This is a genomic window from Enterobacter sp. BNK-18 (assembly GCF_047456135.1).
Taxonomy (GTDB): domain Bacteria; phylum Pseudomonadota; class Gammaproteobacteria; order Enterobacterales; family Enterobacteriaceae; genus Enterobacter; species Enterobacter ludwigii.
Genome location: NZ_CP179899.1, coordinates 4,209,819 through 4,235,446, shown reverse-complemented (window position 1 = coordinate 4,235,446; position 25,628 = coordinate 4,209,819). Strand labels below are relative to the sequence as shown.

At 55.7% G+C, this 25,628-nt stretch carries 20 protein-coding genes, 3 tRNA genes and 1 pseudogene; 5 read left to right on the top strand and 19 right to left on the bottom strand.

The features are described from left to right. The first annotated feature begins 54 nt into the window (after positions 1 to 54). A pseudogene (locus ACMGG3_RS20335) lies at positions 55 to 1,985 on the top strand (methyl-accepting chemotaxis protein). Here ACMGG3_RS20335 and ACMGG3_RS20330 read toward each other — a convergent pair. Next, entirely contained in the window at positions 1,982 to 3,604 is a 1,623-nt protein-coding gene (locus ACMGG3_RS20330; RefSeq protein ID WP_414149405.1) for an isovaleryl-CoA dehydrogenase, read from the bottom strand. The pseudogene ACMGG3_RS20335 and the gene ACMGG3_RS20330 overlap by 4 nt on opposite strands. A gap of 194 nt (positions 3,605 to 3,798) precedes the next feature. Between ACMGG3_RS20330 and ACMGG3_RS20325 the strand changes: the two genes are divergently transcribed. Further along, the gene (locus tag ACMGG3_RS20325) at positions 3,799 to 5,073 is read left to right on the top strand and encodes an MFS transporter (protein WP_078774362.1); all 1,275 of its coding nucleotides are present in this window, start codon (positions 3,799 to 3,801) and stop codon (positions 5,071 to 5,073) included. Between the two features lie 67 nt (positions 5,074 to 5,140). Here the strand turns inward: ACMGG3_RS20325 and rlmB are convergent, their stop codons facing one another. From rlmB to nnr, 14 genes are all read right to left on the bottom strand, one after another. Continuing rightward, a complete protein-coding gene (gene rlmB, locus ACMGG3_RS20320; RefSeq protein WP_014168319.1) occupies positions 5,141 to 5,875 on the bottom strand; it encodes a 23S rRNA (guanosine(2251)-2'-O)-methyltransferase RlmB in 735 nt (244 codons plus the stop codon). A 70-nt stretch (positions 5,876 to 5,945) separates the two neighbouring features. Further along, complete coding sequence (rnr, locus tag ACMGG3_RS20315) at positions 5,946 to 8,387, bottom strand: ribonuclease R (RefSeq protein ID WP_032679418.1); 2,442 nt, start codon at positions 8,385 to 8,387, stop codon at positions 5,946 to 5,948. 38 nt (positions 8,388 to 8,425) lie between these two features. After that, a complete protein-coding gene (gene nsrR / locus ACMGG3_RS20310) occupies positions 8,426 to 8,851 on the bottom strand; it encodes a nitric oxide-sensing transcriptional repressor NsrR (RefSeq protein WP_014168317.1) in 426 nt (141 codons plus the stop codon). A 192-nt stretch (positions 8,852 to 9,043) separates the two neighbouring features. Further along, positions 9,044 to 10,342, bottom strand: a complete 1,299-nt coding sequence (locus tag ACMGG3_RS20305) for an adenylosuccinate synthase (protein WP_025206256.1) — start codon at positions 10,340 to 10,342, stop codon at positions 9,044 to 9,046. A gap of 104 nt (positions 10,343 to 10,446) precedes the next feature. Further along, on the bottom strand, positions 10,447 to 10,644 hold the full coding sequence (locus ACMGG3_RS20300) for a DUF2065 domain-containing protein (RefSeq protein ID WP_014168315.1): 198 nt from the start codon (positions 10,642 to 10,644) through the stop codon (positions 10,447 to 10,449). Positions 10,645 to 10,715: 71 nt separating this feature from the next. After that, the gene (gene hflC / locus ACMGG3_RS20295; protein WP_014168314.1) at positions 10,716 to 11,720 is read right to left on the bottom strand and encodes a protease modulator HflC; all 1,005 of its coding nucleotides are present in this window, start codon (positions 11,718 to 11,720) and stop codon (positions 10,716 to 10,718) included. A gap of 2 nt (positions 11,721 to 11,722) precedes the next feature. Further along, positions 11,723 to 12,985 carry an FtsH protease activity modulator HflK gene (gene hflK, locus ACMGG3_RS20290; RefSeq protein ID WP_414149404.1) on the bottom strand — a complete coding sequence of 421 codons (1,263 nt, stop codon included), beginning with the start codon at positions 12,983 to 12,985 and terminating at the stop codon, positions 11,723 to 11,725. Between the two features lie 56 nt (positions 12,986 to 13,041). Then, on the bottom strand, positions 13,042 to 14,322 hold the full coding sequence (gene hflX / locus ACMGG3_RS20285) for a ribosome rescue GTPase HflX (RefSeq protein WP_020882944.1): 1,281 nt from the start codon (positions 14,320 to 14,322) through the stop codon (positions 13,042 to 13,044). A 74-nt stretch (positions 14,323 to 14,396) separates the two neighbouring features. Then, positions 14,397 to 14,708, bottom strand: coding sequence for an RNA chaperone Hfq (gene hfq / locus ACMGG3_RS20280; RefSeq protein ID WP_014168311.1), 312 nt, complete (start codon positions 14,706 to 14,708; stop codon positions 14,397 to 14,399). A gap of 85 nt (positions 14,709 to 14,793) precedes the next feature. Further along, positions 14,794 to 15,744: a tRNA (adenosine(37)-N6)-dimethylallyltransferase MiaA gene (miaA, locus tag ACMGG3_RS20275; protein WP_014168310.1), complete on the bottom strand. Its 951-nt coding sequence runs from the start codon at positions 15,742 to 15,744 to the stop codon at positions 14,794 to 14,796. Then, the gene (gene mutL, locus ACMGG3_RS20270) at positions 15,737 to 17,581 is read right to left on the bottom strand and encodes a DNA mismatch repair endonuclease MutL (RefSeq protein WP_414149403.1); all 1,845 of its coding nucleotides are present in this window, start codon (positions 17,579 to 17,581) and stop codon (positions 15,737 to 15,739) included. Before mutL ends, miaA begins: the two co-directional genes overlap by 8 nt. Positions 17,582 to 17,590: 9 nt before the next feature. Then, positions 17,591 to 18,928 (bottom strand): N-acetylmuramoyl-L-alanine amidase AmiB, encoded by a 1,338-nt coding sequence (gene amiB, locus ACMGG3_RS20265; RefSeq protein ID WP_014168308.1) that lies wholly within the window; start codon positions 18,926 to 18,928, stop codon positions 17,591 to 17,593. A 16-nt stretch (positions 18,929 to 18,944) separates the two neighbouring features. Next, the gene (gene tsaE / locus ACMGG3_RS20260) at positions 18,945 to 19,406 is read right to left on the bottom strand and encodes a tRNA (adenosine(37)-N6)-threonylcarbamoyltransferase complex ATPase subunit type 1 TsaE (protein WP_020882947.1); all 462 of its coding nucleotides are present in this window, start codon (positions 19,404 to 19,406) and stop codon (positions 18,945 to 18,947) included. Further along, a complete protein-coding gene (nnr, locus tag ACMGG3_RS20255) occupies positions 19,399 to 20,922 on the bottom strand; it encodes a bifunctional ADP-dependent NAD(P)H-hydrate dehydratase/NAD(P)H-hydrate epimerase (RefSeq protein WP_025206258.1) in 1,524 nt (507 codons plus the stop codon). The genes tsaE and nnr overlap by 8 nt, the downstream gene beginning before the upstream one ends. Between nnr and queG the strand changes: the two genes are divergently transcribed. Continuing rightward, a complete protein-coding gene (queG, locus tag ACMGG3_RS20250; RefSeq protein ID WP_020882949.1) occupies positions 20,921 to 22,060 on the top strand; it encodes a tRNA epoxyqueuosine(34) reductase QueG in 1,140 nt (379 codons plus the stop codon). The genes nnr and queG overlap by 2 nt on opposite strands. Positions 22,061 to 22,329: 269 nt before the next feature. Here the strand turns inward: queG and ACMGG3_RS20245 are convergent. The 4 genes from ACMGG3_RS20245 to orn form a co-directional block, all read right to left on the bottom strand. Further along, a tRNA-Gly gene (locus tag ACMGG3_RS20245) sits at positions 22,330 to 22,405 on the bottom strand. A 36-nt stretch (positions 22,406 to 22,441) separates the two neighbouring features. Then, positions 22,442 to 22,517: transfer RNA gene (locus tag ACMGG3_RS20240), tRNA-Gly, on the bottom strand. Between the two features lie 36 nt (positions 22,518 to 22,553). Then, positions 22,554 to 22,629: transfer RNA gene (locus ACMGG3_RS20235), tRNA-Gly, on the bottom strand. A gap of 215 nt (positions 22,630 to 22,844) precedes the next feature. After that, on the bottom strand, positions 22,845 to 23,390 hold the full coding sequence (gene orn / locus ACMGG3_RS20230; protein ID WP_013095280.1) for an oligoribonuclease: 546 nt from the start codon (positions 23,388 to 23,390) through the stop codon (positions 22,845 to 22,847). A gap of 107 nt (positions 23,391 to 23,497) precedes the next feature. Between orn and rsgA the strand changes: the two genes are divergently transcribed. Then, the gene (gene rsgA / locus ACMGG3_RS20225) at positions 23,498 to 24,550 is read left to right on the top strand and encodes a small ribosomal subunit biogenesis GTPase RsgA (protein ID WP_020882951.1); all 1,053 of its coding nucleotides are present in this window, start codon (positions 23,498 to 23,500) and stop codon (positions 24,548 to 24,550) included. Positions 24,551 to 24,647: 97 nt separating this feature from the next. After that, complete coding sequence (gene asd, locus ACMGG3_RS20220) at positions 24,648 to 25,616, top strand: archaetidylserine decarboxylase (protein WP_020882952.1); 969 nt, start codon at positions 24,648 to 24,650, stop codon at positions 25,614 to 25,616. The last annotated feature ends 12 nt before the right edge of the window (positions 25,617 to 25,628 follow it).

Below are 25,628 nucleotides of genomic sequence, written 5' to 3'. Positions count from 1 at the left end.
CGTTATCTCTGCTCTGCCGTTGAAAAGCCATACCTTTTCAATGATGAGCAATTTATGATCAACTTTTTCCGTCGTGCAGGTCTGGGTGCAAAGCTGTCGCTGCTTACCGGTGCCAGTGTCGCCATCCTGTTTCTGTTTTTCACTTTTCTGCTCAGCCAAAAAGCCAGCCAGCAGCTTGAAGCCCTCGCGATAGAAGACCTGCATAATCAGTCCACCGGCATGGTCGATATGGTGCAGATGTTTAACACCAGCCTGAGTGAAGAGGTCGAGAGTTATACCCGGCTGTTTACCACCTTTTTGCCCCAGCCACTGAGCGTTGATAACACGCAAACCCAGACGATTAACGGGATTAACGTTCCGCTCCTGAAAGGAGGGGAAACCGGGCTACATGAAAACAATTCCCTTTCAGACGATTTTCTGAGCCGGACAGGGGCAATCTCGACCCTGTTTGTGCGTAGCGGTAACGACTTTGTGCGCGTCGCCACATCGCTGCGCAAAGAGAACGGCGAGCGGGCAATGGGCACCGTTCTGGATACCACCAGCCCGGCCTTTGCCGCCGTCACCCGGGGCGAGGTTTATCGCGGTCTGGCGCTGCTGTTCGGCAAGCGCTATATCACCCAATACCAGCCGGTTAAAAACGCGGACGGCCAGGTCATTGCAATCATCTTTGTTGGTGTGGACATCACTCACTCCTGGAATGTCATGCGCGAGAAAATCCTCAACCGTCGACTGGGCGAGAGCGGTAACTTCTTTGTTCTGGACCGCAGCCACGGCAAAACGCGCGGGCAGTATCTGTTCCACACCAGCGCGGAGGGAAAAGTACCGGAGTGGGATAGCGCTATCCAGCAACAGCTGTTGAGTGATAAATCCGGCACGCTGGAGCGCGTCAGTGCCGATGGTCGCACGCTGACCATGGCGTATACGCCGCTGCCAGGCTGGAACTGGGCCATTGTCGGCGAAGTGGATAAAACGGTACTGCTCTCAAGCGTGACCGCCATGCGCGACCGCTTCCTGCTGGCAGGGGTGGTGCTGTCGTGCTCTTCGCAGGTCTGTTTGTGGTCATTATACGACGCATACTGACACGCCCATTGCGCAATGTGATCCACCTGGCCCGACAGTATGCCGCAGGCGATCTGCGCTCCAGCCTGCCCGTGACCCGCCAGGATGAGGTCGGTCAGCTCATCGATGCCATTAACGGTATCGGAGGGGGACTGCAGAAAATTGTTCTTCAGGTGCGCGAGGCCGCAGCGGAGATCCATATGGGCACCAACGCGCTGGCATCCGATAGCGAAGAAATCTCCGGGCAGATTAACAAGCAGGCCAGCAGTGTAGAAGAGACGTCTGCCAGCATGGAGCAACTGGCCGCGACCGTGCAGCAAAATGCCGCCAACATGGAACAAACGCAGCAGCTGGTAGGCGAAACGTCGCGCGCGGTACACCAGGGCGGTGAGACGGTCACCCACGCTGTCGCTACCATGGATGATATTCGCGAAGCATCAAAGCGAATCGAAGACATCACGCGCGTGATTGAATCCATCGCTTTTCAGACCAACATTCTGGCGCTTAACGCAGCGGTTGAAGCAGCCCGCGCAGGCGAGCACGGAAAAGGTTTTGCGGTGGTGGCGCAGGAAGTACGCGCGCTGGCAGGACGCAGCGCCAACGCGGTGAAGGAGATTGAACAGCTCATCGGTGATACGCTTAGAAAAGTCAGCGAAGGCCATGCGCTGTCTGAACAAACGCGTCTGGCGATGGATTCCATCATCGTGCATATCGATAACATCAACAAGCTGGTCACGGAGATTAACCATGCGTCCCGCGAGCAATCCGCGGGAATAGGCCAGGTTAATCTGGCCATGACCCACATTGGCGAAGCGTCGCACATCAACGCCGACCGCGTCCTACGCAGCGAACAAACCGCACACACGCTGCGTGAGAAAGGCTCACACCTCACCCAACTGGTGAGCCTGTTCCAGCTAAAGAGTTAGCCAACCCTGCCCGTGGCACGCAACAGCAGGTCATTTTGCACCTGCTCGCTCATCAGCGTACCGCCACGGGTATCAAGCATCATGCGGCACCACGCCTGCGCCACGGGTGGCGATGCGTGCCGCAGCATCTGACTTCCGGCCCCCAGCAGGAAAAGCTGTTGCGTGATCTCCCGCCCCTGCGCCTCCTGCGGTTTTCGCAGTTTTTGCTGAAGCTGACGCCAGCTGCGATCGAAGTGCCTGTCCTGCCCTTTTACCTGGGCAAAATCATCCACAAGCAGGTCGAGGATGCCGGATTGCTTCGTCAGTACACGCAGAACGTCCAGGCACATAATATTGCCGGACCCTTCCCAGATGCTGTTCACGGGCATCTCACGGTACAAACGGGGAAGCTCACTCTCCTCGCAGTAGCCTGTGCCGCCGAGCACTTCCATGGCTTCCGCCACAAACGGGATACCCGCTTTGCAGACGCTGTATTTCGCCGCGGGGGTGAAAAGGCGCGCCCAGACGGCCTCCTGAGGATCGGCACGCCTGTCCCACGCCCGGGCCAGACGGAACAACAGTGCCGTCTGGCCCTCCAGCATCAGCGCCATGCGGCTCAGCACATCGCGCATGAGCGGCTGGTCGATAAGGTTTTTACCAAACGTCTGGCGTTGATGCGCATGGTAAAGCGCCACGGATAAAGCCCGACGCATCAGCCCATGGCTGCCCAGCGCGCAGTCAAACCGCGTCAGCCCGCCCATTCGGAGGATCTGGCGTACCCCTTCTCCTTCTTCCCCCAGCAGCCAGCCGGACGCATCCAGGAATTCCGCTTCGCTGCTGGCGTTAGAGCGGTTGCCGAGCTTCTCTTTCAGCCGCTCCAGACGTACAGCATTGCGTTGCCCGTCAGGCAAAAAGCGTGGAACAAAAAAGCAGGACAGCCCCCCTTTCGCCTGGGCCAGCACCAGATGCGCATCGCTTTGCGGCACAGAGAAAAACCATTTATGCCCGATAAGCCGGTAGCTGCCGTCACTGCACTTTTCCGCTTTGGTGGTATTGCTGAGTACGTCCGAGCCGCCCTGTTTTTCTGTCATCCCCATGCCAATCAGCAGGCCACGCTTTTGCGCCCCTGGGGCAAGATGAGGATCGTAACGATCGCTCATTAACGGCGTGATCCAGTCACGGAACGGCTCGGGCAGCGCCTGTTGCAGCAGCGGTGTAGCAGCAAAGGTCATGGTGACAGGGCAAAGCGTGCCCGCTTCTACCTGAGCGTGCAGGACAAAACGTGCAGCTCTGGCGACAAACGCGCCTTTGCGCGCCTCCTCTTCCCACGCCAGGTTATGGACACGGTTGGCGCAAAGCCCCTGCATTAAGAGGTGCCATGCGGGATGAAAGCGAACGTCATCCAGTCGCTCCCCGGTGGCGTCATAGCGTAATAACTCCGGCGGATTAACATTCGCCAGCCTGCCCAGCTCCAGCGATTCCGCGGTTCCTAACTGCTGGCCGATGCTGGCAAGAAGCTCGATATCCCACTCGGCGCCTTCGCGAACAACCGCGTCACGCAGAGCGCAATCAGAGAGGAAAAGGTTGCTGTTTGAGAGCGGTGCAGGTTGATTAAAAACGGTATGGGTCTGCCAGTGCATGCTGTCTCCCTCCTTCAGTGGCAATGAAGATAAGTATGGACAGGCCACGTGCACGCTGCATGGGAGTGAGGTCACACGATGACGATCCCGCTGATATCATTCGTGAAACAGCTCACAGAACATAAGAATAAACTATTTCGCGCATTCGCTTTTGTTGAATAATTTATTCTTACCCCCTTTCAGTGAGGAACGTTATGCAACCGGACGCGCACAAGCGTGCATTAATTGCAGGCTCCATTGGTAACTTTATCGAGTGGTATGAGTTTGCGGTCTATGGTTTTCTGGCAACCGTAATTGCGAAGAACTTCTTCCAGCTTGAGGGGGACGCGGGGCTGACCAGCCTGATCCTTACCTACGCTTCCTTTGCCATCGCCTTCTTCTTCCGCCCGCTGGGCGCGGTGGTGTTTGGCAGAATAGGTGACCGGATAGGCCGAAAACCGACGCTGATTATTGTACTGGTGCTGATGACGCTGGCCACCGCCGCAATCGGTATTGTGCCGGTCTATGCCAGCATCGGTATTGCCGCCCCGCTGATTATCACGCTGCTGCGCATCCTGCAGGGATTGTTCGCCGGTGGTGAGTATGGCGGCGCCGTCTCGCTGATGACGGAGTTTGCCCCACGCGGCAAGCGGGGCCTCTACGGTGCATGGCAGTCATTTACCGTCGCGCTGGGCCTGTTAGCAGGCGCTGGCATTGTCGCACTGCTCTCCGCCCTTCTGACACCGGAAGCCCTGCATGACTGGGGCTGGCGCATCCCGTTCTTCCTGGCATTACCGATGGGCGTGGTGGCGCTGTGGCTGCGGGTGAGTATGGAAGAGACGCCAAGCTTTGTGCAGCAGCAGGAAAAGCCGGTTGCCACTCAGGCTGATACCGTCGCCACGCTCAACGCCATTGTGATGGGCATTGGCCGGGTGATGGTCTGGTCAGCGGCGGGTTATACCTATCTGGTGATTATGCCCACCTATCTGCAGTCGGCGCTGCATACCGGGTTTAATCAGGCGCTGTTGATTGCGGTGATTTCGAACATCGGTTTTGCGCTGACGATTATTCCGTCCGGGATCCTGAGCGACAAAATCGGACGCCGCACGGTGATGATCGTCGCCACCACGTTGCTGCTGCTCCTTGCCCTGCCGCTGCTGAAGGTTTTACAGGCGGAGTCCAGCACGCTGGCCATCAAAGCGCTGGTGGTGCTGATTGCGGGTGGTCTGGTGGGGATGCTGGCAGGCCCCGGGCCGGCGATGCTCTCAGAGATGTTCCCGACGCGCGTACGGTATACCGGGCTTGGGCTGGCTTATTCCCTGTCGAACGCCCTTTTCTCGGGCTGCGCGGGGCTGATTATTACCGGGCTGATTAAAGAGACGGGCAACCTGGATATTCCGGCTTATTACGTCATGGCGACGGCGGTAGTGAGTATCTTCGCGCTGATGACGCTCAGGAAGGATGACCATTTGCGGTCACTGGAGGAGTGAGTTTTTCACCGTCTGGTGACCCTCCCACAGAAAATACGAAAGGCCGTCCTCAGGACGGCCTTGCTGTTTATTCCCCGCGCTGACGTACCGCTTCAAACAGGCAGATACCTGTTGCCACGGAGACGTTCAGAGACGACACGCTGCCCGCCATTGGAATGCTGATCAGCTCATCGCAATGCTCACGGGTCAGACGGCGCATACCTTCGCCCTCGGCACCCATCACCAGTGCCAGACGGCCGGTCATCTTGCTCTGATACAGAGTATGATCCGCTTCACCCGCGGTACCGACGATCCAGATATTCTCTTCCTGCAGCATACGCATGGTGCGCGCCAGGTTGGTGACGCGGATCAGCGGTACGTTTTCTGCTGCGCCACAGGCCACTTTCTTCGCCGTCGCGTTAAGCTGTGCAGAGCGATCCCTCGGCACAATAACCGCATGAACACCTGCCGCATCTGCGCTTCGCAGACATGCGCCAAGGTTGTGCGGGTCGGTCACGCCGTCAAGGATCAGGAAGAATGGATTTTCCAGCCCGGCGATAAGATCCGGCAGATCGTTTTCCTGATACTGACGACCTGGCTTAACGCGGGCAATAATGCCCTGGTGAACGGCACCTTCACTTTTCTCATCCAGGAACTGGCGGTTCGCCAGCTGGATCACGACACCTTGTGCTTCCAGGGCGTGGATCAGCGGCATCAGACGTTTGTCTTCACGCCCTTTCAGAATAAACACTTCCTGAAAACGCTCCGGTGCGCGCTCCAGCAGGGCCTGCACCGCGTGGATGCCGTAAATCATTTCACTCATTGATGGTTCTCGTTCTGTCTTTTCTTTTCCCTCTCTCCGCAGGAGAGAGGGTCAGGTTGAGGGGGGAGAATTACTCCGCCTGCTGTTTCTTCGCTGCGCGCTTTGCCCTGGTGGCAGCCGCGATTTTCTGCGTTTTGGTGGACGGCTTTTTCGCCTTCCGGGCCTCTTTCTTCGCGGCCTTCGGCTTCTGTTTCTTCTCACCGCGGAACGCGCTGTCTGGCTCGAAGTTTACCTTCTTACCCGCCTGACGACGTTTGCCACCGCTGTTGCCGTTGCCCCCTTTTTTCGTCTTTTCACGCGCCGTTTTACCCACATTACGCGGGGCACGCTCGCTGGAGATCAGGCTAAAGTCGATTTTACGGTCGTCCATATTAACGGCTTCGACCTTCACTTCCACGCGATCGCCAAGACGATAGGTCTGGCCGCCAGATTCACCAATCAGGCGCTGCCCGACCTGGTCGAAACGGTAATAGTCGTTATCCAGGCTGGAGACATGCACCAGACCGTCGATAAACAGTTCATCCAGACGGACGAAGAAACCAAAGCCGGTGACGCTGGCAATCACGCCTTTAAAGACGTTACCTACCTGGTCCAGCATAAAGTCACACTTCAGCCAGTCTGCCACGTCGCGCGTCGCTTCATCTGCACGACGTTCGGCCATGGAACAGTGCTGACCGAGTTGCAGCATCTCTTCCATTGAATAATGGTAGCCACCGGTTTCGGTCGTATTACCTTTATGACCCTGCTCCTGCGCCAGCAAATACTTGATCGCGCGGTGCAGGGAAAGGTCCGGATAACGACGGATCGGCGAGGTAAAGTGGGCGTAAGACTGCAGCGCCAGACCGAAGTGACCGCGGTTTTCCGGATCGTAAATCGCCTGCTTCATGGAACGCAGCAGCATGGTCTGCAGCATTTCCGCATCCGGGCGATCGCCAATCGACTCCAGCAATTCAGCGTAATCTCGCGGCTCTGGCTTGTTACCGCCAGGCAGTTCCAGACCCAGTTCAGCCAGCACGGAGCGGAACGCAGTGATGGCTTCGGTCGACGGTTTATCGTGAATACGGAACAGCGCAGGTTCTTTGGCTTTCTCAACGAAACGTGCCGCCGAGATGTTTGCCAGAATCATACACTCTTCAATCAGCTTATGGGCATCGTTACGCTGGGTCTGCTCAATACGTTCTATGCGGCGTTCAGCGTTAAAGATGAACTTCGCCTCTTCGCTCTCAAACGAGATCCCGCCGCGCTCTTCACGCGCCTGATCCAGCGTTTTGTAGAGGTTATGCAGCTCTTCGATGTGTTTCACCAGCGGCGCATACTGCTCACGCAGATCCTGATCGCCCTGCAGCATATGCCAGACCTTGGTGTAGGTCAGGCGCGCATGGGAGCTCATTACCGCTTCGTAGAATTTGTAACCCGTTAAGCGCCCTTTGGTGGAGATGGTCATCTCGCAGACCATGCAAAGGCGGTCAACCTGCGGGTTCAGGGAGCACAGGCCGTTAGACAAGACTTCCGGCAGCATCGGGATTACCTGCGACGGGAAGTAGACCGACGTTCCACGGCTGCGCGCTTCGTTATCCAGCGGAGTATGCGGGCGAACGTAATAGCTTACGTCAGCGATGGCAACCCACAGACGCCAGCCGCCGCCGCGTTTTTTCTCGCAATAAACGGCATCATCGAAGTCGCGGGCATCTTCACCATCAATAGTCACCAGCGGCAGATCGCGCAGATCCACGCGGCCCACCTTGGACTCTTCCGGCACCTCTTCTTTCAGGCCGACAACCTGCTCTTCAACCGCTTTCGGCCAGACGTAAGGAATTTCATGAGTACGCAGCGCCATATCAACGGCCATGCCGGTGCCCATGTTATCGCCTAACACTTCGACGATTTTCCCGACCGCCTTGGTGCGTCGGGTAGGACGCTGGGTGAGTTCAACCACCACCACAAAGCCCATACGGGCGCCCATCACCTCTTCAGGCGGGATCAGGATATCGAAGCTCAGGCGGCTGTCGTCCGGCACCACAAAGCCCACGCCAGCGTCGGTAAAGTAGCGGCCAACAATCTGGCTGGTTTTAGGGACCAGGACACGCACCACGCGCGCTTCGCGGCGACCTTTACGGTCCGCGCCCAGCGGTTGCGCCAGGATCTGGTCACCGTGAATGCACATCTTCATCTGCTCAGAGGAAAGATAAAGATCGTCTTTACGGCCTTCTACGCGCAGGAAGCCATAGCCATCACGGTGGCCGATGACGGTGCCTTTCAGCAGGTCAAGACGTTCGGGAAGCGCATAGCACTGACGGCGGGTAAAGACCAGTTGCCCGTCGCGCTCCATCGCGCGCAGGCGGCGGCGAAGGGCTTCAATTTGCTCTTCACCTTCAATGTTTAATTCAACGGCAAGTTCTTCACGATTGGCGGGTTTTTCGCGTTTTGTTAAGTGTTCAATGATGAACTCGCGGCTGGGGATAGGATTCGCGTATTTTTCGGCTTCGCGTTCCTGGAAAGGATCATGTGACATATCGGTTCCTCCGTTGTCAGCTCCGGTGGAAATTTTCTTCATTCCACCAGCAATAATTTATAAAGTGGTTGATTCTCTTCAACCAAATCGGCCAGCGTGTAGTTATCCAGTTCCTTGAGAAAACTTTGCACGGCCAGAGAAAGTGCCTGTTTAAGGCGACAAGCGGGCGTAATGTGGCAGAACGCGCTGCTGCAGTTCACCAGAGACAATGGCTCCAGTTCACGTACCACATCCCCAACACGAATACTCTGCGCCGGTTTACCGAGACGGATCCCACCATTCTTCCCGCGGACGGCAGCAACGTATCCGGCACGACTAAGTTGATTGATTATTTTGACCATATGATTACGGGACACACCGTATACCTCTGTAACCTCAGAGATACTGGTCATTTTCCCATCGGGTAACGACGCCATGTAAATCAGCGCGCGTAAGCCGTAATCGGTGAAACTTGTTAACTGCACATCAACCTCAGGAAAAAGGGAAAACGCGGATAAACCGCACAGATATTCATTAATGATGATAAACCAGCCAGATAGTAAGCGGCTAATTTATTTGACAGACGGGGCGAAAAAGCGGAGATCGAGGAGCGTTCGCCGGATGGCGCGACGCGTATCCAGCCTGCGGGTTGTCCCGCAGGCCAGCAGTCACGAAGATTATGCGTCGAACGGGTCGCGCAGGATCATCGTTTCAGTACGATCAGGGCCGGTAGAGATAATGTCGATCGGCACTTCGGTCAGTTCTTCAATACGCTTGATGTAATTCAGCGCTGCCTGCGGCAGACCGCTACGCTCTTTCACACCGAACGTCGTTTCAGACCAGCCTGGCATGGTTTCGTAGATTGGCTCGATGCCTTTCCAGTCATCCGCAGCCAGCGGAGTGGTGGTCACTTCGCGACCATCAGGCATACGGTAGCCTACGCAGAGTTTCACCTCTTTCAGACCGTCCAGCACGTCCAGTTTGGTCAGGCAGAAGCCAGACAGGGAGTTAATCTGTACTGCGCGACGCACGGCTACAACGTCCAGCCAGCCGGTACGACGACGACGACCGGTGGTCGCGCCAAACTCGTTACCCTGCTTGCACAGGAACTCGCCGGTTTCATCAAACAGCTCAGTCGGGAATGGACCCGCACCCACGCGAGTGGAGTAAGCTTTGATGATGCCCAGAACGTAATCCACATAACGTGGACCCAGACCAGAACCGGTCGCAACGCCACCCGCGGTGGTGTTAGAGGAGGTGACGTACGGATAGGTACCGTGGTCGATGTCCAGCAGCGTACCCTGCGCACCTTCGAACATGACGAAATCGCCACGCTTGCGCGCCTGGTCCAGCAGATCGGACACATCAACAACCATACCGGTCAGAATGTCAGCAATCGCCATGACGTCATCCAGCACTTTCTGGTAGTCAACAGCGTCAGCTTTATAGAAGTTCACCAGCTGGAAGTTGTGATATTCCATCACTTCTTTCAGTTTTTCAGCGAACGTCTCTTTATCAAACAGATCGCCCACGCGCAGACCGCGACGAGCAACTTTGTCTTCATAAGCCGGGCCGATACCACGACCGGTCGTACCGATCGCTTTCGCACCACGCGCTTTTTCACGCGCTACGTCCAGCGCCACGTGATAATCAAGGATCAGCGGGCAGGCTTCGGAGAGCAGCAGACGCTCGCGAACGGGGATACCACGGTCTTCCAGACCTTTCATCTCTTTCATCAGAGCAGCCGGAGACAGCACAACGCCGTTACCGATGATGCTGGTGACGTTTTCGCGAAGAATGCCTGATGGAATAAGATGGAGGACGGTTTTTTCACCGTTGATTACGAGAGTATGGCCTGCGTTGTGACCGCCCTGGTAGCGTACAACATATTTAGCCCGTTCAGTCAGAAGATCAACAATCTTCCCTTTACCTTCGTCACCCCATTGGGTGCCCAGTACGACGACGTTGTTACCCATTTTTTTCAAAATCACCGTTTGCTTAAAAATGGATTCTACCATCGCTTTTTCAGATATACAGCACTTTTTGACCTCAAAATACGCCAAACCAGATTACTTTTTGATCAGCCAATCGTTTTCCTCAACATGTAGTAGATAACGATGCCGGCAACCACAAGTCCGCCCCCAAATCGGCGCAAAATATTATCCGGCAACTGGCTCAGAGAGGCTATCATCCGACGCCATGCACGCGGATAAAGCATCGGTCCAAGGCCTTCCAGCACCAGAACCAGGGCCAGCGCAAGCCAAATCGTTGAATTCATTTTTAATCCTTATAAAAGAAAACCACCGCTCCGTTGAGAGCGGTGGTTTGAATACTCAAACTGGCCTGAGTTTATCGCGTTGCGTTAGCCGGCGTCTTCATGTAACGGAAGAAATCGCTGTCCGGGCTGAGCACCATCACATCCTGGTTGCTCTGGAAGCTGTTCTCGTAAGCACGCAGGCTACGGATAAAGGCGTAGAAGTCGGGATCCTGGCTGAAGGCATCGGCAAACAGTTTTGCCGCTTCGGCATCCCCTTCACCGCGCAGAATACGGCCCTGACGCTCAGATTCTGCCAGCGTCTTGGTCACTTCGTAATCCGCTGCCGCACGCAGTTTCTCCGCCTCTTCCTGACCTTGTGAACGATGACGACGGGCTACCGCTTCACGCTCGGCGCGCATACGGTTGTAAATCGCCTCGGACACTTCCGCTGGCAGGTTGATCTGCTTGATACGGACATCGACCACTTCGATACCCAGAGCAGCCATACTGTTCGGGTTGATCACCGGCACTTTGCCGTTGGTTTCAGCCTGAACGCGTTCTGCCGCTTTGGCAATGGCATCATCCGCTGCCGGGGTGGTGACTTCGTCTTCGGTTCCTGCAGAACCGGAGTTCAGCGCATCACGCACTTCCAGCGTCAGACGACCACGGGAGTCGGTGACGATGTCTTTCACATCCAGACGACCAATCTCAGAGCGCAGACGGTCAGAGAACTTACGTTTCAACAGCACTTCCGCCTGAGAAACGTCGCCACCGCCCGTTGCCAGGTAGTAGCGGCTGAAATCACTGATACGCCATTTGATGTAGGAATCAACGATCAGGTCTTTCTTCTCTTTGGTCACGAAACGGTCGGCCTGGTTATCCATGGTCTGGATACGGGCGTCGAGCGTTTTCACCGATTCAATCAGTGGCATTTTAAAGTGCAGGCCCGGCTCAAACACCAGCGGCTTGTTCTCGCTGTCGCGCAGAACTTTACCAAAACGCAGGGTAATTCCACGCTCGCCCTCTTTCACCACAAAGATAGAGGTATAAAGCACGACCAATACGATGATGATGATCGCAATAACTGACTTACGCATCCTTATTCCCCCTGACGCTGGTAGTCGTTACGCTGCGCGTTAGCACGGCGTTGGTCCATAATGTCACCATCGTTCGAAGAAGACGTGGTTGTGGCGCTTGAGCTACCGGATGCCGCAGGCGGCAGACGCAGCAGGTTGTTGGCACCACTGGTATCCGCCTTTGCCGCCGGCGCCGAACCGCCTTTCAGCATCTGATCCAACGGCAGTACCATCAGGTTTCCACCTTTGCTGTCGTTAACCAGTACCTTACGCGTATGGCTCAGCACTTTTTCCATGGTCTCAATATAAAGACGTTCACGGGTAATCTCCGGAGCCGCTTTATATTCTGGCAAAATCTTCGCGAAACGCGCCACTTCACCCTGAGCTTCCAGGACGGTCTGAGTTTTATACGCACGCGCTTCTTCAAGAATACGCTGCGCCTGACCGTTAGCACGCGGCTGAACTTCGTTGGTGTACGCTTCCGCTTCACGGATGTACTGTTGTTCGTTTTCACGGGCGGCAATCGCGTCATCAAACGCGGCCTTCACCTCTTCCGGTGGACGAGCAGCCTGGAAGTTGACGTCCAGCAGGGTGATACCCATGTTGTACGGGCGAATGGTCTCTTCCAGCTCACGCTGGGTATCGCTACGAATAACGGTACGACCTTCGGTCAGAATGCGGTCCATGGTGTATTTACCGATCACACCGCGCAGCGCACTGTCTGTGGCCTGGCGCAGACTGTCATCCGCACTGGTCACGCTAAACAGGTAGTGCTGCGGATCGGTGACGCGGTACTGGACGTTCATCTCAACGCGCACAACGTTCTCGTCGGAGGTCAGCATCACGCCGGAGGCCGCCAGTTCACGCACAGACTCCACGTTCACCGCGGTCACGTCGTCAATGAAAGTCGGTTTCCAGTTCAGACCTGGCTCAACCAGATGGCTGAACTTCCCGAAACGGGTGACCACACCGCGTTCCGCTTCTTTAATGGTGTAGAACCCGCTGGCAGCCCAGATGATCACCACGGCAGCGGCAACAATGCCCACCACGCGGCCCCCTAACTGCGGGCGCGGCCCCTGAGTGGAACCTCCACCAGAGCCAGAACCTTTACCTCCGCCAAGGCCACCAAGCTTCTTGCTTAGCTTGCGGAAGATATCATCCAGATCCGGCGGCCCCTGCTCGCGACCACCTTTGTTGCCATTTCCCCCAGAGTTGCCGCCTTGATTATTGCTGCTTCCCCACGGGTCGCGGTCTTGTCCGTTATTACCGGGCTGATTCCACGCCATGTATATGCTCCATATTTGTTATGCAAGGGCGAATTATTCAGGCATCCCCTTTCTGATCAGACGATATAGTCGACCAGCGCAGGTTCTTGTTTACAGAGGCGACGCCAGTCAACGATCGGCAAACGCACCTGCATCCCCACGCTGCCGTCATCCTCCATCCACTCTTTTTCTATCGCCTGAAGCTGATAAAACCGGCTGCGCAGCCTGCCTTCCTGTGGCGGCAATCGCAGCGTGTGCTGGGCTACCTCACCGGAAAGACGTTCTGTCAAAGCCTGGAAAAGCAGTGGCACACCAATACCGGTCTGAGCGGAAAGCCAGACCCGAATCGGTTTGTTCTCTTCATCTCGGTCGATACGCGGCTCAAAATCCTCCAGCATATCGATCTTGTTCATCACCAACAGCGTTGGGATGTCGTCGGCGTCGATCTCGTCGAGCACCACGTTTACCGCGTCGATGTTCTCCTGCAAGCGAACGTCTGCAGCATCAATGACGTGCAGCAGCAGGGTCGCCTGACGCGTCTCCTGCAGGGTGGCTTTAAACGCAGCCACCAGGTCATGCGGCAGGTGACGGATAAACCCTACGGTATCCGCCAGCACCGTTTCACCGACGTCGGCGACGTCAATACGACGCAATGTGGGGTCCAGGGTCGCAAACAGCTGGTCTGCGGCATAAACCTGGGCCTCAGTAATCTGGTTAAACAGGGTGGATTTACCGGCGTTGGTATACCCCACCAGCGACACCGTCGGGATGTCAGCTTTCGATCGCGCCCGACGTCCTTGCTCACGCTGTTTTTCAACGCGTTCCAGACGTGAAAGGATCTGGGTAATACGGCCACGCAACAGACGGCGGTCGGTTTCAAGCTGGGTCTCACCCGGACCGCGCAAACCAATCCCGCCCTTTTGTCTTTCAAGGTGGGTCCAGCCACGCACAAGCCGCGTTGCCAGATGGCGCAACTGCGCCAGCTCAACCTGCAGCTTACCTTCGTGAGTACGCGCACGTTGAGCGAAAATATCTAAAATCAAACCCGTGCGATCGATAACACGGCATTCGCAAAGACGTTCCAGGTTACGTTCCTGAGCCGGAGACAGCGCATGATCAAACAACACGACTGATGCGCCGGTTGCTTTTACGGCATCCGCAATTTCAACTGCTTTACCTTCACCAACAAAATACTTTGGGTGCGGCGCTTTACGGCTACCGGTAATCACCTGCATTGCTTCGACACCGGCGGAAGAGACCAGAGATTCAAACTCCTGGAGGTCTTCCATATCTTTGTCTTGCGTAAAATAGATGTGTACCAGCACCGCCTGCTCACCGGCATCATAACGGTCAAACAAGCGTAAATTCCTCAAAAAAGATCAGCGGGGAACGCAGGATCCCTGGCTCCCCGTGTGGATAACAGCCCGAAACCTTATTCGGTATCTTCGCTGTCCTGCGCAGGAGAAGAAGAACCCTGCGCGCTGCTGCCATGATGGTAGTTACTACCCGTGCCGCCGCCAGTGTTATTGCTGTGATGGGATACCGGACGAGACGGAACAACTGTAGAAATAGCGTGCTTATAGACCATCTGACTGACCGTGTTTTTCAACAGGATCACGAACTGATCGAAAGATTCAATCTGACCTTGCAGCTTAATACCATTCACCAAATAAATAGAAACTGGAACACGTTCCCGACGCAATGCGTTCAGGAACGGATCTTGTAAAGATTGCCCCTTAGCCATTCTATCTTTTCCTTATATGCTTGTTTTGTACTTAGAACCTTGCGATTCTGAAAAATTGCGCACGATACGACTCAATTGTACACATTCAGTGAGCGATATCACCAACAACCTCAATCACTTCGTTTAACGCCTGTTGCGGTTTTTCACTGTCTAACCAGTGAACACCGTCCCAACCGCGCAACCAGGTGATCTGGCGCTTCGCTAACTGTCTCGTGGCGCAAACACCTCGATAAACCATTTCATCATATGAAATCTCGCCTTCAAGATATGACCACATCTGGCGGTATCCCACACAACGAACGGAAGGCATATCCGTATGCAAATCTCCACGGGCAAATAGCGCCCGCACTTCTGCTTCAAAATCTGAAGCTAACATCTGATGAAAACGCTGCTCAATTCGTTGATGGAGCAGTTCACGGCTCGCCGGGGCGATGGCGAACTGATGCACCTGATACGGCAGAGCGTCTCCTGACGTTTGCGTCAGTTCCGTTAAAGTTTTACCCGAAATGAAAAAAACTTCCAGTGCCCGGGAAAGCCTTTGCGGATCATTTGGATGGATCCGTGCTGCGGCAACCGGGTCAATCTCGGCCAGTTGCTTATGCAAAACGTCCCATCCCTGCTCTGCCGCCTGCTGCTCAATTTTTGCTCTTACTTCCGGATCCGCTGATGGCAGAGGTGAAAGCCCCTCCAGCAACGCCTTGAAATAAAGCATGGTTCCGCCAACCAACAGCGGTATACGTCCCGCCGCCGTTATCTCGGCCATCTCGGCTAACGCATCGCGGCGGAAATCCGCTGCGGAGTATGCCTGAGCCGGGTCGAGAATATCCAGCAAACGATGCGGTGCCGCACGCAGTTCGTCTGCGTCAGGCTTCGCCGTGCCGATGTCCATCCCTCGGTAGATAAGGGCAGAATCGACACTAATCAACTCTACAGGCAAAACTTTACGCAACTCAATGGCCAGTGCCGTTTTGCCGGAGGCCGTGGGGCCCATTAAAAAAATCGCCTTTGGCAGGCTCGCCTTGCTTACGTCAATCATGTTTCAGGGCATTCATCGCCGTTTGTAAATCAACAGGTTGTAATAACCCACCTGGCGGTGTCTTCACCAGATGCGGGCAAAGGCGTTCAACCTCCGCCAGCACGCTAATGGCCTGCGCCATACTCCACGGCGCATGTTCGCTTGCCAGATGGCGGGCGATCCACTGCGCGGTGTTGGCGGCATCAAACGACGTTTGCTGCGCCAGGTAGCCTATCAGTTCAGGAATCAAGTTTTGTAAATTTTGTTGGCGTAAGGGTAAAGGCACTGCGCGAATGGTCACATGTTGCGATTCGAGCACCATTTCAATGCCCATCTGCGCCAACAGGGCCTCTGCGCGACGCAGTACCCCTGTTTCCTCAGGGGATATTTTTAGCCGAACGGGGATCAGCAGCGGTTGTGCACAGGCCGCGTTTTCACCCGGCGTAAGCTGCACTTGTTTCAGCCAGCGTTCCGCCACCGGCAATGCCAGAAGCATCACGTGGCCTTCGCGCTCCAGCAGCGCCATATCCGGTGCGATAATCGTCAGAACCCGGCCAAAACTCTGGCTGTGGCCATCCAGCGAAGGCGCTGGCACCGCGACAGGCGCTTTGCGCTCCACCGCGGGGGTTTCCAGCAATTTCCGGTACAACGCTCCCTGCTGTTTTTGATAGCCAGGTTGGGCGTTGGGATAGTTCGCTCCCGTTGGGCGCGGTGTGCTACCCGCAGCAGAGAAATGCGGGGCATCCGGCTCACGCGCCACGGCAGGTTCAGCAAAATGGTTCCGGCCCGCTGCAACACGGTTTTCCGGAAACGCGCGCGGGGCGGGTTCTTCTTTTTCCAGCGGCAGCGTTGGTTCAGCCTGCTGTTGCAATACGCTCAGCACGCCCTGATAGATAAAATCATGCACCAGACGTGACTGGTGGAACCGCACTTCATGCTTGGCAGGATGGACGTTAACGTCCACCTGGTGTGGATCGATTTCTAGATAGAGCACAAACGCCGGTTGCTGATCTGCACCCAGTTTATCTTCACAGGCCTGACGAATGGCGTGGTTGATGAGGCGGTCACGCATCATACGACCGTTCACGTAGCAATACTGGATCTCAGCGAAGGCGGCGCTGCTCGCGTTGGGGTCAGCCACCCAGCCGCGCATGGCCAGATCGCCATGCTGCCACTCAATGGCCAGCGCGTGCTCGAGGAACGGTACGCCGCAGATAGCGCCCAAGCGGCGCTCTTTTAGCCCACCTTCCGCCACAGCGCGGTACTGGCGCATGACTTTGCCGTTATGGCTAAGGTTAATGGTCACGTCAAACCGCGCCAGGGCAATGCGACGAATGATCTCATCGATATGCCCAAACTCGGTTTTTTCGGTACGCATAAACTTGCGTCGGGCGGGGGTGTTATAAAACAGATCCAGCACTTCCAGCGTCGTACCGACCGGGTGCGCCGCTGGTTTAATCGTCACGTCCATATCACGCCCTTCGGCGTACGCCTGCCAGGCTTCCTGCTGTTCAGCGGTACGGGAGGTGAGCGTGAGACGGGAAACGGAGCTGATACTGGCCAGCGCTTCCCCGCGAAAACCGAGGCTGATGATCGCTTCCAGGTCATCAAGAGAGGCAATTTTACTGGTGGCATGACGCGCCAGCGCTAACGCCAGCTCGTCTTTTTTAATTCCACAGCCGTTGTCACGAATGCGAATCAGCTTTGCGCCGCCGCGTTCGATATCAATATCAATGCGGGTGGCCCCCGCATCAAGGCTGTTTTCTACCAGCTCCTTCACCACCGATGCAGGGCGCTCCACCACCTCACCGGCGGCGATTTGGTTCGCGAGCTGCGGCGGTAGAACCTGAATCGGCATGAATTCTCCTTAGTTGGTCGCGGTCATCTCACCTGGCTGCGCTGCGCTGGCCGTCTGGGCGGCACCGCCCTGTGGCGCGGACTGCAGCGGATGCGCATCAAAGTATTTACGCAGACCGTTATAGATCGCTTCGGCAATTTGCTGCTGATAGCTGTCGCTGCCCAGCAGGCGTTCTTCAGCGTTATTACTGATAAAGCCTGTTTCCACCAGAATCGATGGTATATCCGGCGATCGCAGAACGCCCAGGCTCGCATGCTCCGGACGGCGCTTGTGCAATGACCCGATACCCTGCAGCTGATTCAATACATTTGTGGCGACATCATACCCGACGCGCTGGGAATGACCGAATTGTAAATCCAGCACCGCCTGGCTGAGATACGGATCGGCCTGGCTGTTTGCCAGCACATCACCCGCCCCACCTAACAGTTCGGACTGTTTCTCGTGCTCTTCAAGCCAGTTTGCCATTTCACTGTTCGCCCGACGGTTTGACAGCACCCACACTGAGGCTCCCGTGGCGTTACGGTTTGGCGCGGCATCCGCATGAATGGACACCAGGAAATTGGCATTTTGCTTACGTGCCACATCCGAGCGGCCCATCACCGAGATAAAGTAATCGCCGTCGCGCGTCAGCACGCCTTTAAACATAGGATCGTCGTTTAGCAGCGTCCGCAGCTTACGGGCAACCGCGATGGTGACATTTTTCTCCCGCGTACCGCCCGGGCCAATTGCGCCGGGATCCTGACCGCCGTGCCCCGCATCGATGGCGATAATCACTTTATCACCGCTGACCGCGCGACGTGCGCTGGCCGCCGGCCGCGTCACAGTATTGCTGCTGGTAACGCTGGTAATGCGGTCGCTGTCCGTTTTAAACGGATTACGTGCCGGTTCGGATGGGCGCGGGGTATAAACCGGCTCTTCCACGCGTTTCGCCACCACCGGTGGAGGCGGAGGCGGCGGAGGGGCGTCAGCGTTGATGGTAAAGACCACCGTATAATTCGCACCGTTTTGCTGCTTAACCGCTCTGGTTTTACCCTTTTCGGTTAGGTCGACCACCAGACGCAATGACTGGCTATCTTTTGGCGAGCCGGAACGAATGCTTTTAACCAGATTATTGCCGCTGAACTGGAGCGGTAACCCCTGGATAACCCCGGTTTGTTTGATATCCAGCGCCACGCTGTGGCTGTCTGGCTGTGAAAAAGCATATTCCGGATCGCCCATAAAGCTGAACGTGATCCTGGCCTGGCTTTCGCCGTTCGACACCTGAATATCCGACAGGCTTGCCGCCCCGGCCTGCGCGCACAGCAGCACCGTGGCAGCCAATAACCAACCTTTAACGCGACTAATCATCCCGTCATCCCTACGCTTAACCGGCCAGACGCGCCAGTAAGGAACTACCTGATGAGGAAACAGCACTGATGCGTGCCTCACGCCCTTGTGCCTGGTAATCTAAGTGAATTTCGACATCCGGGTCAGGCAACACACCCGCACCTTGTTGCGGCCACTCCACCAGGCAGATGGCATCATTGGCAAAATAATCACGGATCCCCATAAATTCCAGCTCCTCGGGATCCGCAAGGCGGTATAAATCAAAGTGGTACACCATGAGATTTTCAAGGGTGTACGGTTCTACCAGCGTGTAGGTTGGGCTTTTCACATTGCCTTTATGGCCTAACGCCTGCAGAAAACCCCGGCTGAAGGTGGTTTTACCCGCACCTAAATCACCATACAGATAAATGACGGTTGCCCCCTGACAGGCCTGTGCCACGCGTTTGCCAAGATCTAAAGTGGCTTGTTCATCAGGTAAAGAAATCGCTCGATTAGTCATTTTCTACGTCAATCACATCCGGGTTAACAACACGCCGTAGCGTACAAAAAAGATCGGTGGCCAGCATTCCGCGTGTACCGTAACGTGCCGCCAGCTTATCCGCCGCGACACCATGGGCCACGCAGCCAGCGCAGGCTGCATCATAAAGGGGAAGTTTCTGTCCAAGCAATGCGCCAATGATGCCGGAAAGCACATCGCCCATTCCGCCGCTCGCCATGCCCGCATTTCCGGCATCGACAATGCCCAGCGCCTCGTCGCTGGCGACAACGGTTCCTGCCCCTTTCAGAACGGCAACACCTCCGTAACGTTTTACCAGACGCCGGGCAGAAAGTAAGCGATCGCTTTCAATTTCTGCCACGCTGCAGTTAAGCAGGCGCGCGGCTTCGCCGGGGTGCGGCGTCAGAATGCGATTGTGACGCTTATCAGGATTGATTGCCAGAAGGTTCAGCGCGTCGGCATCCCACAGCATCGGTTTACGAAAATTCTCGACCTTCTGCAGGGCCTGTTTCCCCCAGGCCTGCTGCCCAAGCCCCGGGCCAATGACCACGACATCTGCCCATTCGAGACTCTCTTCAAGCGACTGCGGCGTCAATTCATGCACCATCAGCTCCGGACGGGCCGTAATAATTGGCGCACTATTTTCGATGCGCGTCAGCACCCGCACTAAACCGGCACCGCAACGCAATGCCGCTTCCCCCGTCATGCGGATAGCCCCCGCCGTACCGTGGTCACCTCCAATGATCACCAGCCTGCCGTGATCGCCTTTATGGGACGTCGGGCGGCGCGGCGGTAGCCACTGTGCCAGCAGCGAAGCATCAACGCGCGAAACGTGGGTTTCCTGCCCGGCAAGCCAGCTCTCCAGCCCCAGTGCGTTATGGTGCAACGTTCCCGTGACATCCCGCGCTTTACCAGTGAGCAGCCCCGGTTTCAGGGCGATAAAGGCAACGGTGTGCGCGGCCTGAATCACCGCGCCCGGCGTCGTGCCGGTTTGCGCCATCAGGCCAGAAGGTATATCCAGGGCCACCACCGGCGCGCTGTGGGCATTGGCACGTGCAATCAGGGTGGCAACCGGGTCGCGCGGCGCACTGCGTAGTCCGGTGCCCAGCAGGCCATCAATAATCACATCAATCTCTTCCGGCCAGACGATATCGGTGGCATGTATAACACCGCCCGCGTTCAGCCAGGCTTCCCGCGCCGCACTGGCTTCTTCTGGCAGCGGTTTATCGCTCTCCAGCGCCAGCAACGTCACGTGGATCCCGGCGGCAACCGCCAGCCGGGCGACGACATAACCGTCACCGCCGTTATTGCCGTGTCCGCATAAAATCAGCCAGTGCGACGATTCAGGGTAAGCCGTGCGGGCAACGTTAAACGCCGCTTCGCCCGCGCGTTGCATCAGTTCATACAGGGTAATGCCGAGGCTGTCTGCGGCCTCTTTTTCGGCGTGCCGGAGGTCATCCGCATGCCAGATGGAATGTGGTATACTTTCGGGGTTTTTCTTCACAGTATGGTCCGTCATGTCACAGCCCCTCGATCTCAATGAATTAGCGCAAAAAATTAAACAGTGGGGTGCTGAGCTTGGCTTCCAGAAGGTGGGTATCACCGATACCGACCTCTCCGCCAGCGAGCCGAAACTGCAGGCATGGCTGGATAAACAATACCATGGCGAAATGGAGTGGATGGCGCGTCATGGCATGATGCGTGCCCGCCCACACGAGCTGTTGCCCGGTACATTACGCGTCATCAGCGTACGCATGAACTACCTGCCCGCCAACGCGGCGTTTGCTCGCACGTTAAAAAATCCCGCTCTCGGTTACGTCAGCCGGTACGCCCTGGGCCGTGATTACCATAAGCTTCTGCGTAACCGTTTAAAAAAACTTGGGGAAACTATTCAGCAGCACTGTGTGTCGCTGAATTTTAGACCGTTTGTAGACTCTGCGCCTGTTCTTGAGCGCCCGATAGCAGAAAAAGCCGGGCTTGGCTGGACAGGTAAGCACTCACTTATCCTTAGCCGCGACGCCGGATCGTTCTTTTTCCTCGGTGAACTGCTCATAGATTTGCCGCTACCGGTAGATGGTCCGGTAGAGGAAGGTTGCGGGCGCTGCGTGGCCTGCATGACCATTTGCCCGACGGGGGCCATCGTTGAGCCTTATACGGTGGATGCGCGCCGCTGCATCTCCTATCTCACCATTGAACTCGAAGGGGCGATACCGGAAGAATTCCGTCCGCTTATCGGGAACCGTATCTACGGCTGCGATGACTGCCAGCTGATCTGCCCCTGGAATCGTTACTCGCAGCTTACGGATGAAGACGATTTCAGTCCTCGTAAAGCGCTTCATGCGCCTCAGCTTATCGAGCTCTTCGCCTGGAGTGAGGCCTGGTTCCTGAAAGTCACCGAAGGATCCGCCATTCGGCGTATTGGGCATCTGCGCTGGCTACGAAATGTCGCCGTTGCGCTGGGTAATGCGCCCTGGGATGAAGCCAATATTCAGGCGCTCGAAAGTCGCAGAGGTGAGCACCCACTTCTTGATGAACACATAGAGTGGGCGATTGCGCAGCAAATCGAGAAGCGTAATGCCTGTGTTGTCGAGGTGCAGCTGCCGAAGAAACAACGGCTGGTGAGAGTGATTGAAAAAGGGCTTGTTCGGGATGCTTGATATATTCACAGCCTGTGAATAAAAATAAAAACTCAAGCGCCATCGGGGCTGGCAATGAGGTCAAGTGATCTAAATAACATTTTGAAATGAAATTTACTTCATTAAATTCAGTACGTTACGAGGATATTATTCACCCTGCTAATTTTCTTCTGGTCTGTAACTGAGTAGGGCTTCTGTGGATAACTCTGTTCACAAGAGTATTTCAGATGCAATAGAAAACGTCCCCAACGAAGCATTCCGCTGTGGATAATCTGGAGATGATAAGAATTTGGAGCGGGAAACGAGACTCGAACTCGCGACCCCGACCTTGGCAAGGTCGTGCTCTACCAACTGAGCTATTCCCGCTTGGGTGGTCCGTGCTGTGGAAGCACTTTCAAATTTTGGAGCGGGAAACGAGACTCGAACTCGCGACCCCGACCTTGGCAAGGTCGTGCTCTACCAACTGAGCTATTCCCGCTTGGGTGGTCTGTGCTTTAGAAGCACCTTCAAATTTTGGAGCGGGAAACGAGACTCGAACTCGCGACCCCGACCTTGGCAAGGTCGTGCTCTACCAACTGAGCTATTCCCGCAAATTTGCACTGCTTTTGTTGCTGTCGTAACGCGTATTTCTCTGTCGTTACGGGAGGCGCATTATACGAGAAATCCGTTTAGCTGCAACCCCCCTAAAAGCGTTTTTTGTGAAATTCAGTTCAAGTGATGGAATATTCATCGCTTTGCACGTTTTTACACCATTCATGCGTTCTGTAAGCCGGGTAACGCGCAACGCCCCCGGCAACCGCCTGAATTACAGCTTAATAAAGTTCTCGCGATAATACGCCAGTTCGGCCACGGACTCACGGATATCGTCCATGGCCTGATGCGTTCCCTGCTTTTTAAAGCCATCCAGGATTTCCGGTTTCCAGCGACGCGCCAGCTCTTTCAGGGTGCTCACATCCAGATAGCGGTAATGGAAGTAAGACTCCAGCTCCGGCATGTACTTAAACAGAAAACGGCGATCCTGACCGATGCTGTTACCGCAGATAGGTGATTTGCCCGCCGGAACCCACTGTTTCAGAAACTCAAGCGTTGCCAGCTCCGCCTCGCGATCGCCCATGGTGCTAGCCTTAACGCGCTCCACCAGCCCGCTCCCCGTATGGGTGCGCACGTTCCACTCATCCATTAACGCAAGCTGGTCGTCGGACTGATGAACCGCGATAGTCGGCCCTTCCGCCAGAATATTCAGGTTGGCATCGGTCACCAGGGTTGCAATCTCAATAATGCGATCGCGCTCGGGATCCAGCCCGGTCATTTCAAGATCGATCCAAATCAGGTTGTTTTCATCCGCGCTCATGTTATTTTCCACCCTTCTCGCATAACCGGCTGTAGCAGGTTAACTAGTATTAATTAGAGTGTATCATAGAGGTTTTGCCCCTTACGGGCGACCAGGAGCCAGCGCGATTGAGTAAAAATAAACTCTCCAAAGGGCAGCAGCGCCGTGTGAATGCCAATCACCAGCGCCGTCTTAAAACCACTTCGGAGAAGGTCGATTACGACGACAACCTGTTTGGCGAACCGATGGAAGGCATCGTCATCAGCCGTTTCGGTATGCACGCCGACGTGGAATCCGCCAACGGTGAGATTCACCGCTGCAACATCCGCCGGACGATTCGTTCTCTGGTAACCGGCGATCGCGTGGTCTGGCGCCCGGGTAAAGAAGCGGCGGAAGGCGTCACGGTAAAAGGCATCGTTGAGGCGGTCCACGCGCGTACGTCGGTACTGACCCGTCCCGATTTCTACGACGGGGTTAAACCTATCGCAGCCAACATTAACCAGATCGTTATCGTCTCGGCGATTTTGCCCGAACTTTCGCTCAATATTATCGACCGATACCTTGTCGCCTGTGAAACGCTGCAGGTTGAACCGATCATCGTACTCAACAAAATCGATCTGCTCGATGAAGACGGTATGAACTTCGTCAACGAGCAGATGGATATCTACCGTAACATTGGTTATCGCGTTCTGATGGTTTCCAGCTATACCAAAGATGGTCTGAAACCGCTTGAAGAGGCGCTTACCGATCGCATCAGCATCTTTGCGGGACAGTCCGGTGTGGGCAAATCGAGCCTGCTGAACAACCTTCTCGGCCTCCAGCAAGAGATCGTGACCAACGATGTGTCTGATGTTTCTGGCCTGGGCCAGCACACCACAACCGCGTCACGCCTGTATCACTTCCCGCACGGCGGCGATGTCATTGACTCCCCGGGCGTGCGTGAATTCGGTTTGTGGCACCTTGAGCCGGAACAAATCTTCAACGGATTTGTCGAATTCCATGATTATTTAGGTGCTTGCAAATACCGCGACTGTAAACATGACAATGACCCGGGCTGCGCTATCCGTGAAGCGGTCGAGAAAGGCGAAATAGCGGAGACCCGCTTTGAAAACTACCACCGCATTCTCGAGAGCATGGATCAGGTAAAAACGCGTAAAAACTTTTCTGATTCTGATAACTGACAACTAAGCTAAGCATCGCTAAAATCGTCCCCTTTTTTCAGGTTCCGGCGCTTTGCGGCCGGATCAGGAACGACAAAACAATGGCCTGGAGGCTACCTTGTTAAACTCATTTAAACTTTCGCTTCAATACATTCTGCCGAAACTGTGGCTCACTCGCCTGGCGGGCTGGGGCGCGAGCAAACGAGCGGGCTGGCTGACCAAACTGGTCATCGACCTTTTCGTAAAATATTACAAGGTCGACATGAAAGAGGCGCAGAAGCCGGATACCGCTAGCTACCGCACCTTCAACGAGTTTTTCGTCCGCCCACTGCGTGACGACGTGCGCCCGCTGAATACGGACCCTAACGTGCTGGTGATGCCTGCAGACGGCGTGATTAGCCAACTGGGTCACATCGAAGACGACAAAATCCTGCAGGCGAAAGGCCATAACTACAGCCTGGAAGCGTTGCTGGCAGGTAACTACCTGATGGCGGATCTGTTCCGTAACGGGACCTTCGCGACCACCTATCTCTCACCGCGCGACTATCACCGCGTGCACATGCCGTGCAACGGCATCCTGCGTGAAATGATCTACGTTCCGGGCGATCTGTTCTCCGTGAACCACCTCACGGCGCAGAACGTACCTAACCTGTTCGCCCGTAACGAACGCGTCATTTGCCTGTTTGATACTGAATTCGGTCCTATGGCGCAGATTCTGGTGGGCGCGACCATTGTCGGCAGCATTGAAACCGTCTGGGCTGGCACCATCACCCCACCACGTGAAGGCGTGATCAAGCGCTGGACCTGGCCTGCCGGCGAAGAAGAAGGCTCTGTCGCCCTGCTGAAAGGTCAGGAGATGGGTCGCTTCAAGCTGGGCTCAACCGTTATCAACCTGTTTGCACCGGGTAAAGTTAAGCTGGCCGAACAGCTTGAAAGCCTGTCGGTCACCAAACTGGGTCAGCCGCTGGCCGTCTCTACCGAAACCTTCGTAACGCCGGTGGCAGAACCTGCACCGTTGTCCCAAGAAGAGATCGACGCCGAGCACGACGCCAGCCCGCTGGTTGACGACAAAAAAGACGAAGGCTAATAACAGAAGGAT

Bases quoted from the DNA above. Each gene is read 5' to 3' on its own strand.
- miaA (WP_014168310.1), bottom strand. From the start codon at position 15,744: ATGATTGACGTAAGCAAGGCGAGCCTGCCAAAGGCGATTTTTTTAATG.
- rlmB (WP_014168319.1), bottom strand. From the start codon at position 5,875: ATGAGTGAAATGATTTACGGCATCCACGCGGTGCAGGCCCTGCTGGAG.
- ACMGG3_RS20330 (WP_414149405.1), bottom strand. From the start codon at position 3,604: ATGCACTGGCAGACCCATACCGTTTTTAATCAACCTGCACCGCTCTCA.
- amiB (WP_014168308.1), bottom strand. From the start codon at position 18,928: ATGATTAGTCGCGTTAAAGGTTGGTTATTGGCTGCCACGGTGCTGCTG.
- hflK (WP_414149404.1), bottom strand. From the start codon at position 12,985: ATGGCGTGGAATCAGCCCGGTAATAACGGACAAGACCGCGACCCGTGG.
- ACMGG3_RS20325 (WP_078774362.1), top strand. From the start codon at position 3,799: ATGCAACCGGACGCGCACAAGCGTGCATTAATTGCAGGCTCCATTGGT.
- hflC (WP_014168314.1), bottom strand. From the start codon at position 11,720: ATGCGTAAGTCAGTTATTGCGATCATCATCATCGTATTGGTCGTGCTT.
- rnr (WP_032679418.1), bottom strand. From the start codon at position 8,387: ATGTCACATGATCCTTTCCAGGAACGCGAAGCCGAAAAATACGCGAAT.
- hfq (WP_014168311.1), bottom strand. From the start codon at position 14,708: ATGGCTAAGGGGCAATCTTTACAAGATCCGTTCCTGAACGCATTGCGT.
- ACMGG3_RS20305 (WP_025206256.1), bottom strand. From the start codon at position 10,342: ATGGGTAACAACGTCGTCGTACTGGGCACCCAATGGGGTGACGAAGGT.
- tsaE (WP_020882947.1), bottom strand. From the start codon at position 19,406: ATGACTAATCGAGCGATTTCTTTACCTGATGAACAAGCCACTTTAGAT.
- queG (WP_020882949.1), top strand. From the start codon at position 20,921: ATGTCACAGCCCCTCGATCTCAATGAATTAGCGCAAAAAATTAAACAG.
- nnr (WP_025206258.1), bottom strand. From the start codon at position 20,922: ATGACGGACCATACTGTGAAGAAAAACCCCGAAAGTATACCACATTCC.
- orn (WP_013095280.1), bottom strand. From the start codon at position 23,390: ATGAGCGCGGATGAAAACAACCTGATTTGGATCGATCTTGAAATGACC.
- ACMGG3_RS20300 (WP_014168315.1), bottom strand. From the start codon at position 10,644: ATGAATTCAACGATTTGGCTTGCGCTGGCCCTGGTTCTGGTGCTGGAA.
- mutL (WP_414149403.1), bottom strand. From the start codon at position 17,581: ATGCCGATTCAGGTTCTACCGCCGCAGCTCGCGAACCAAATCGCCGCC.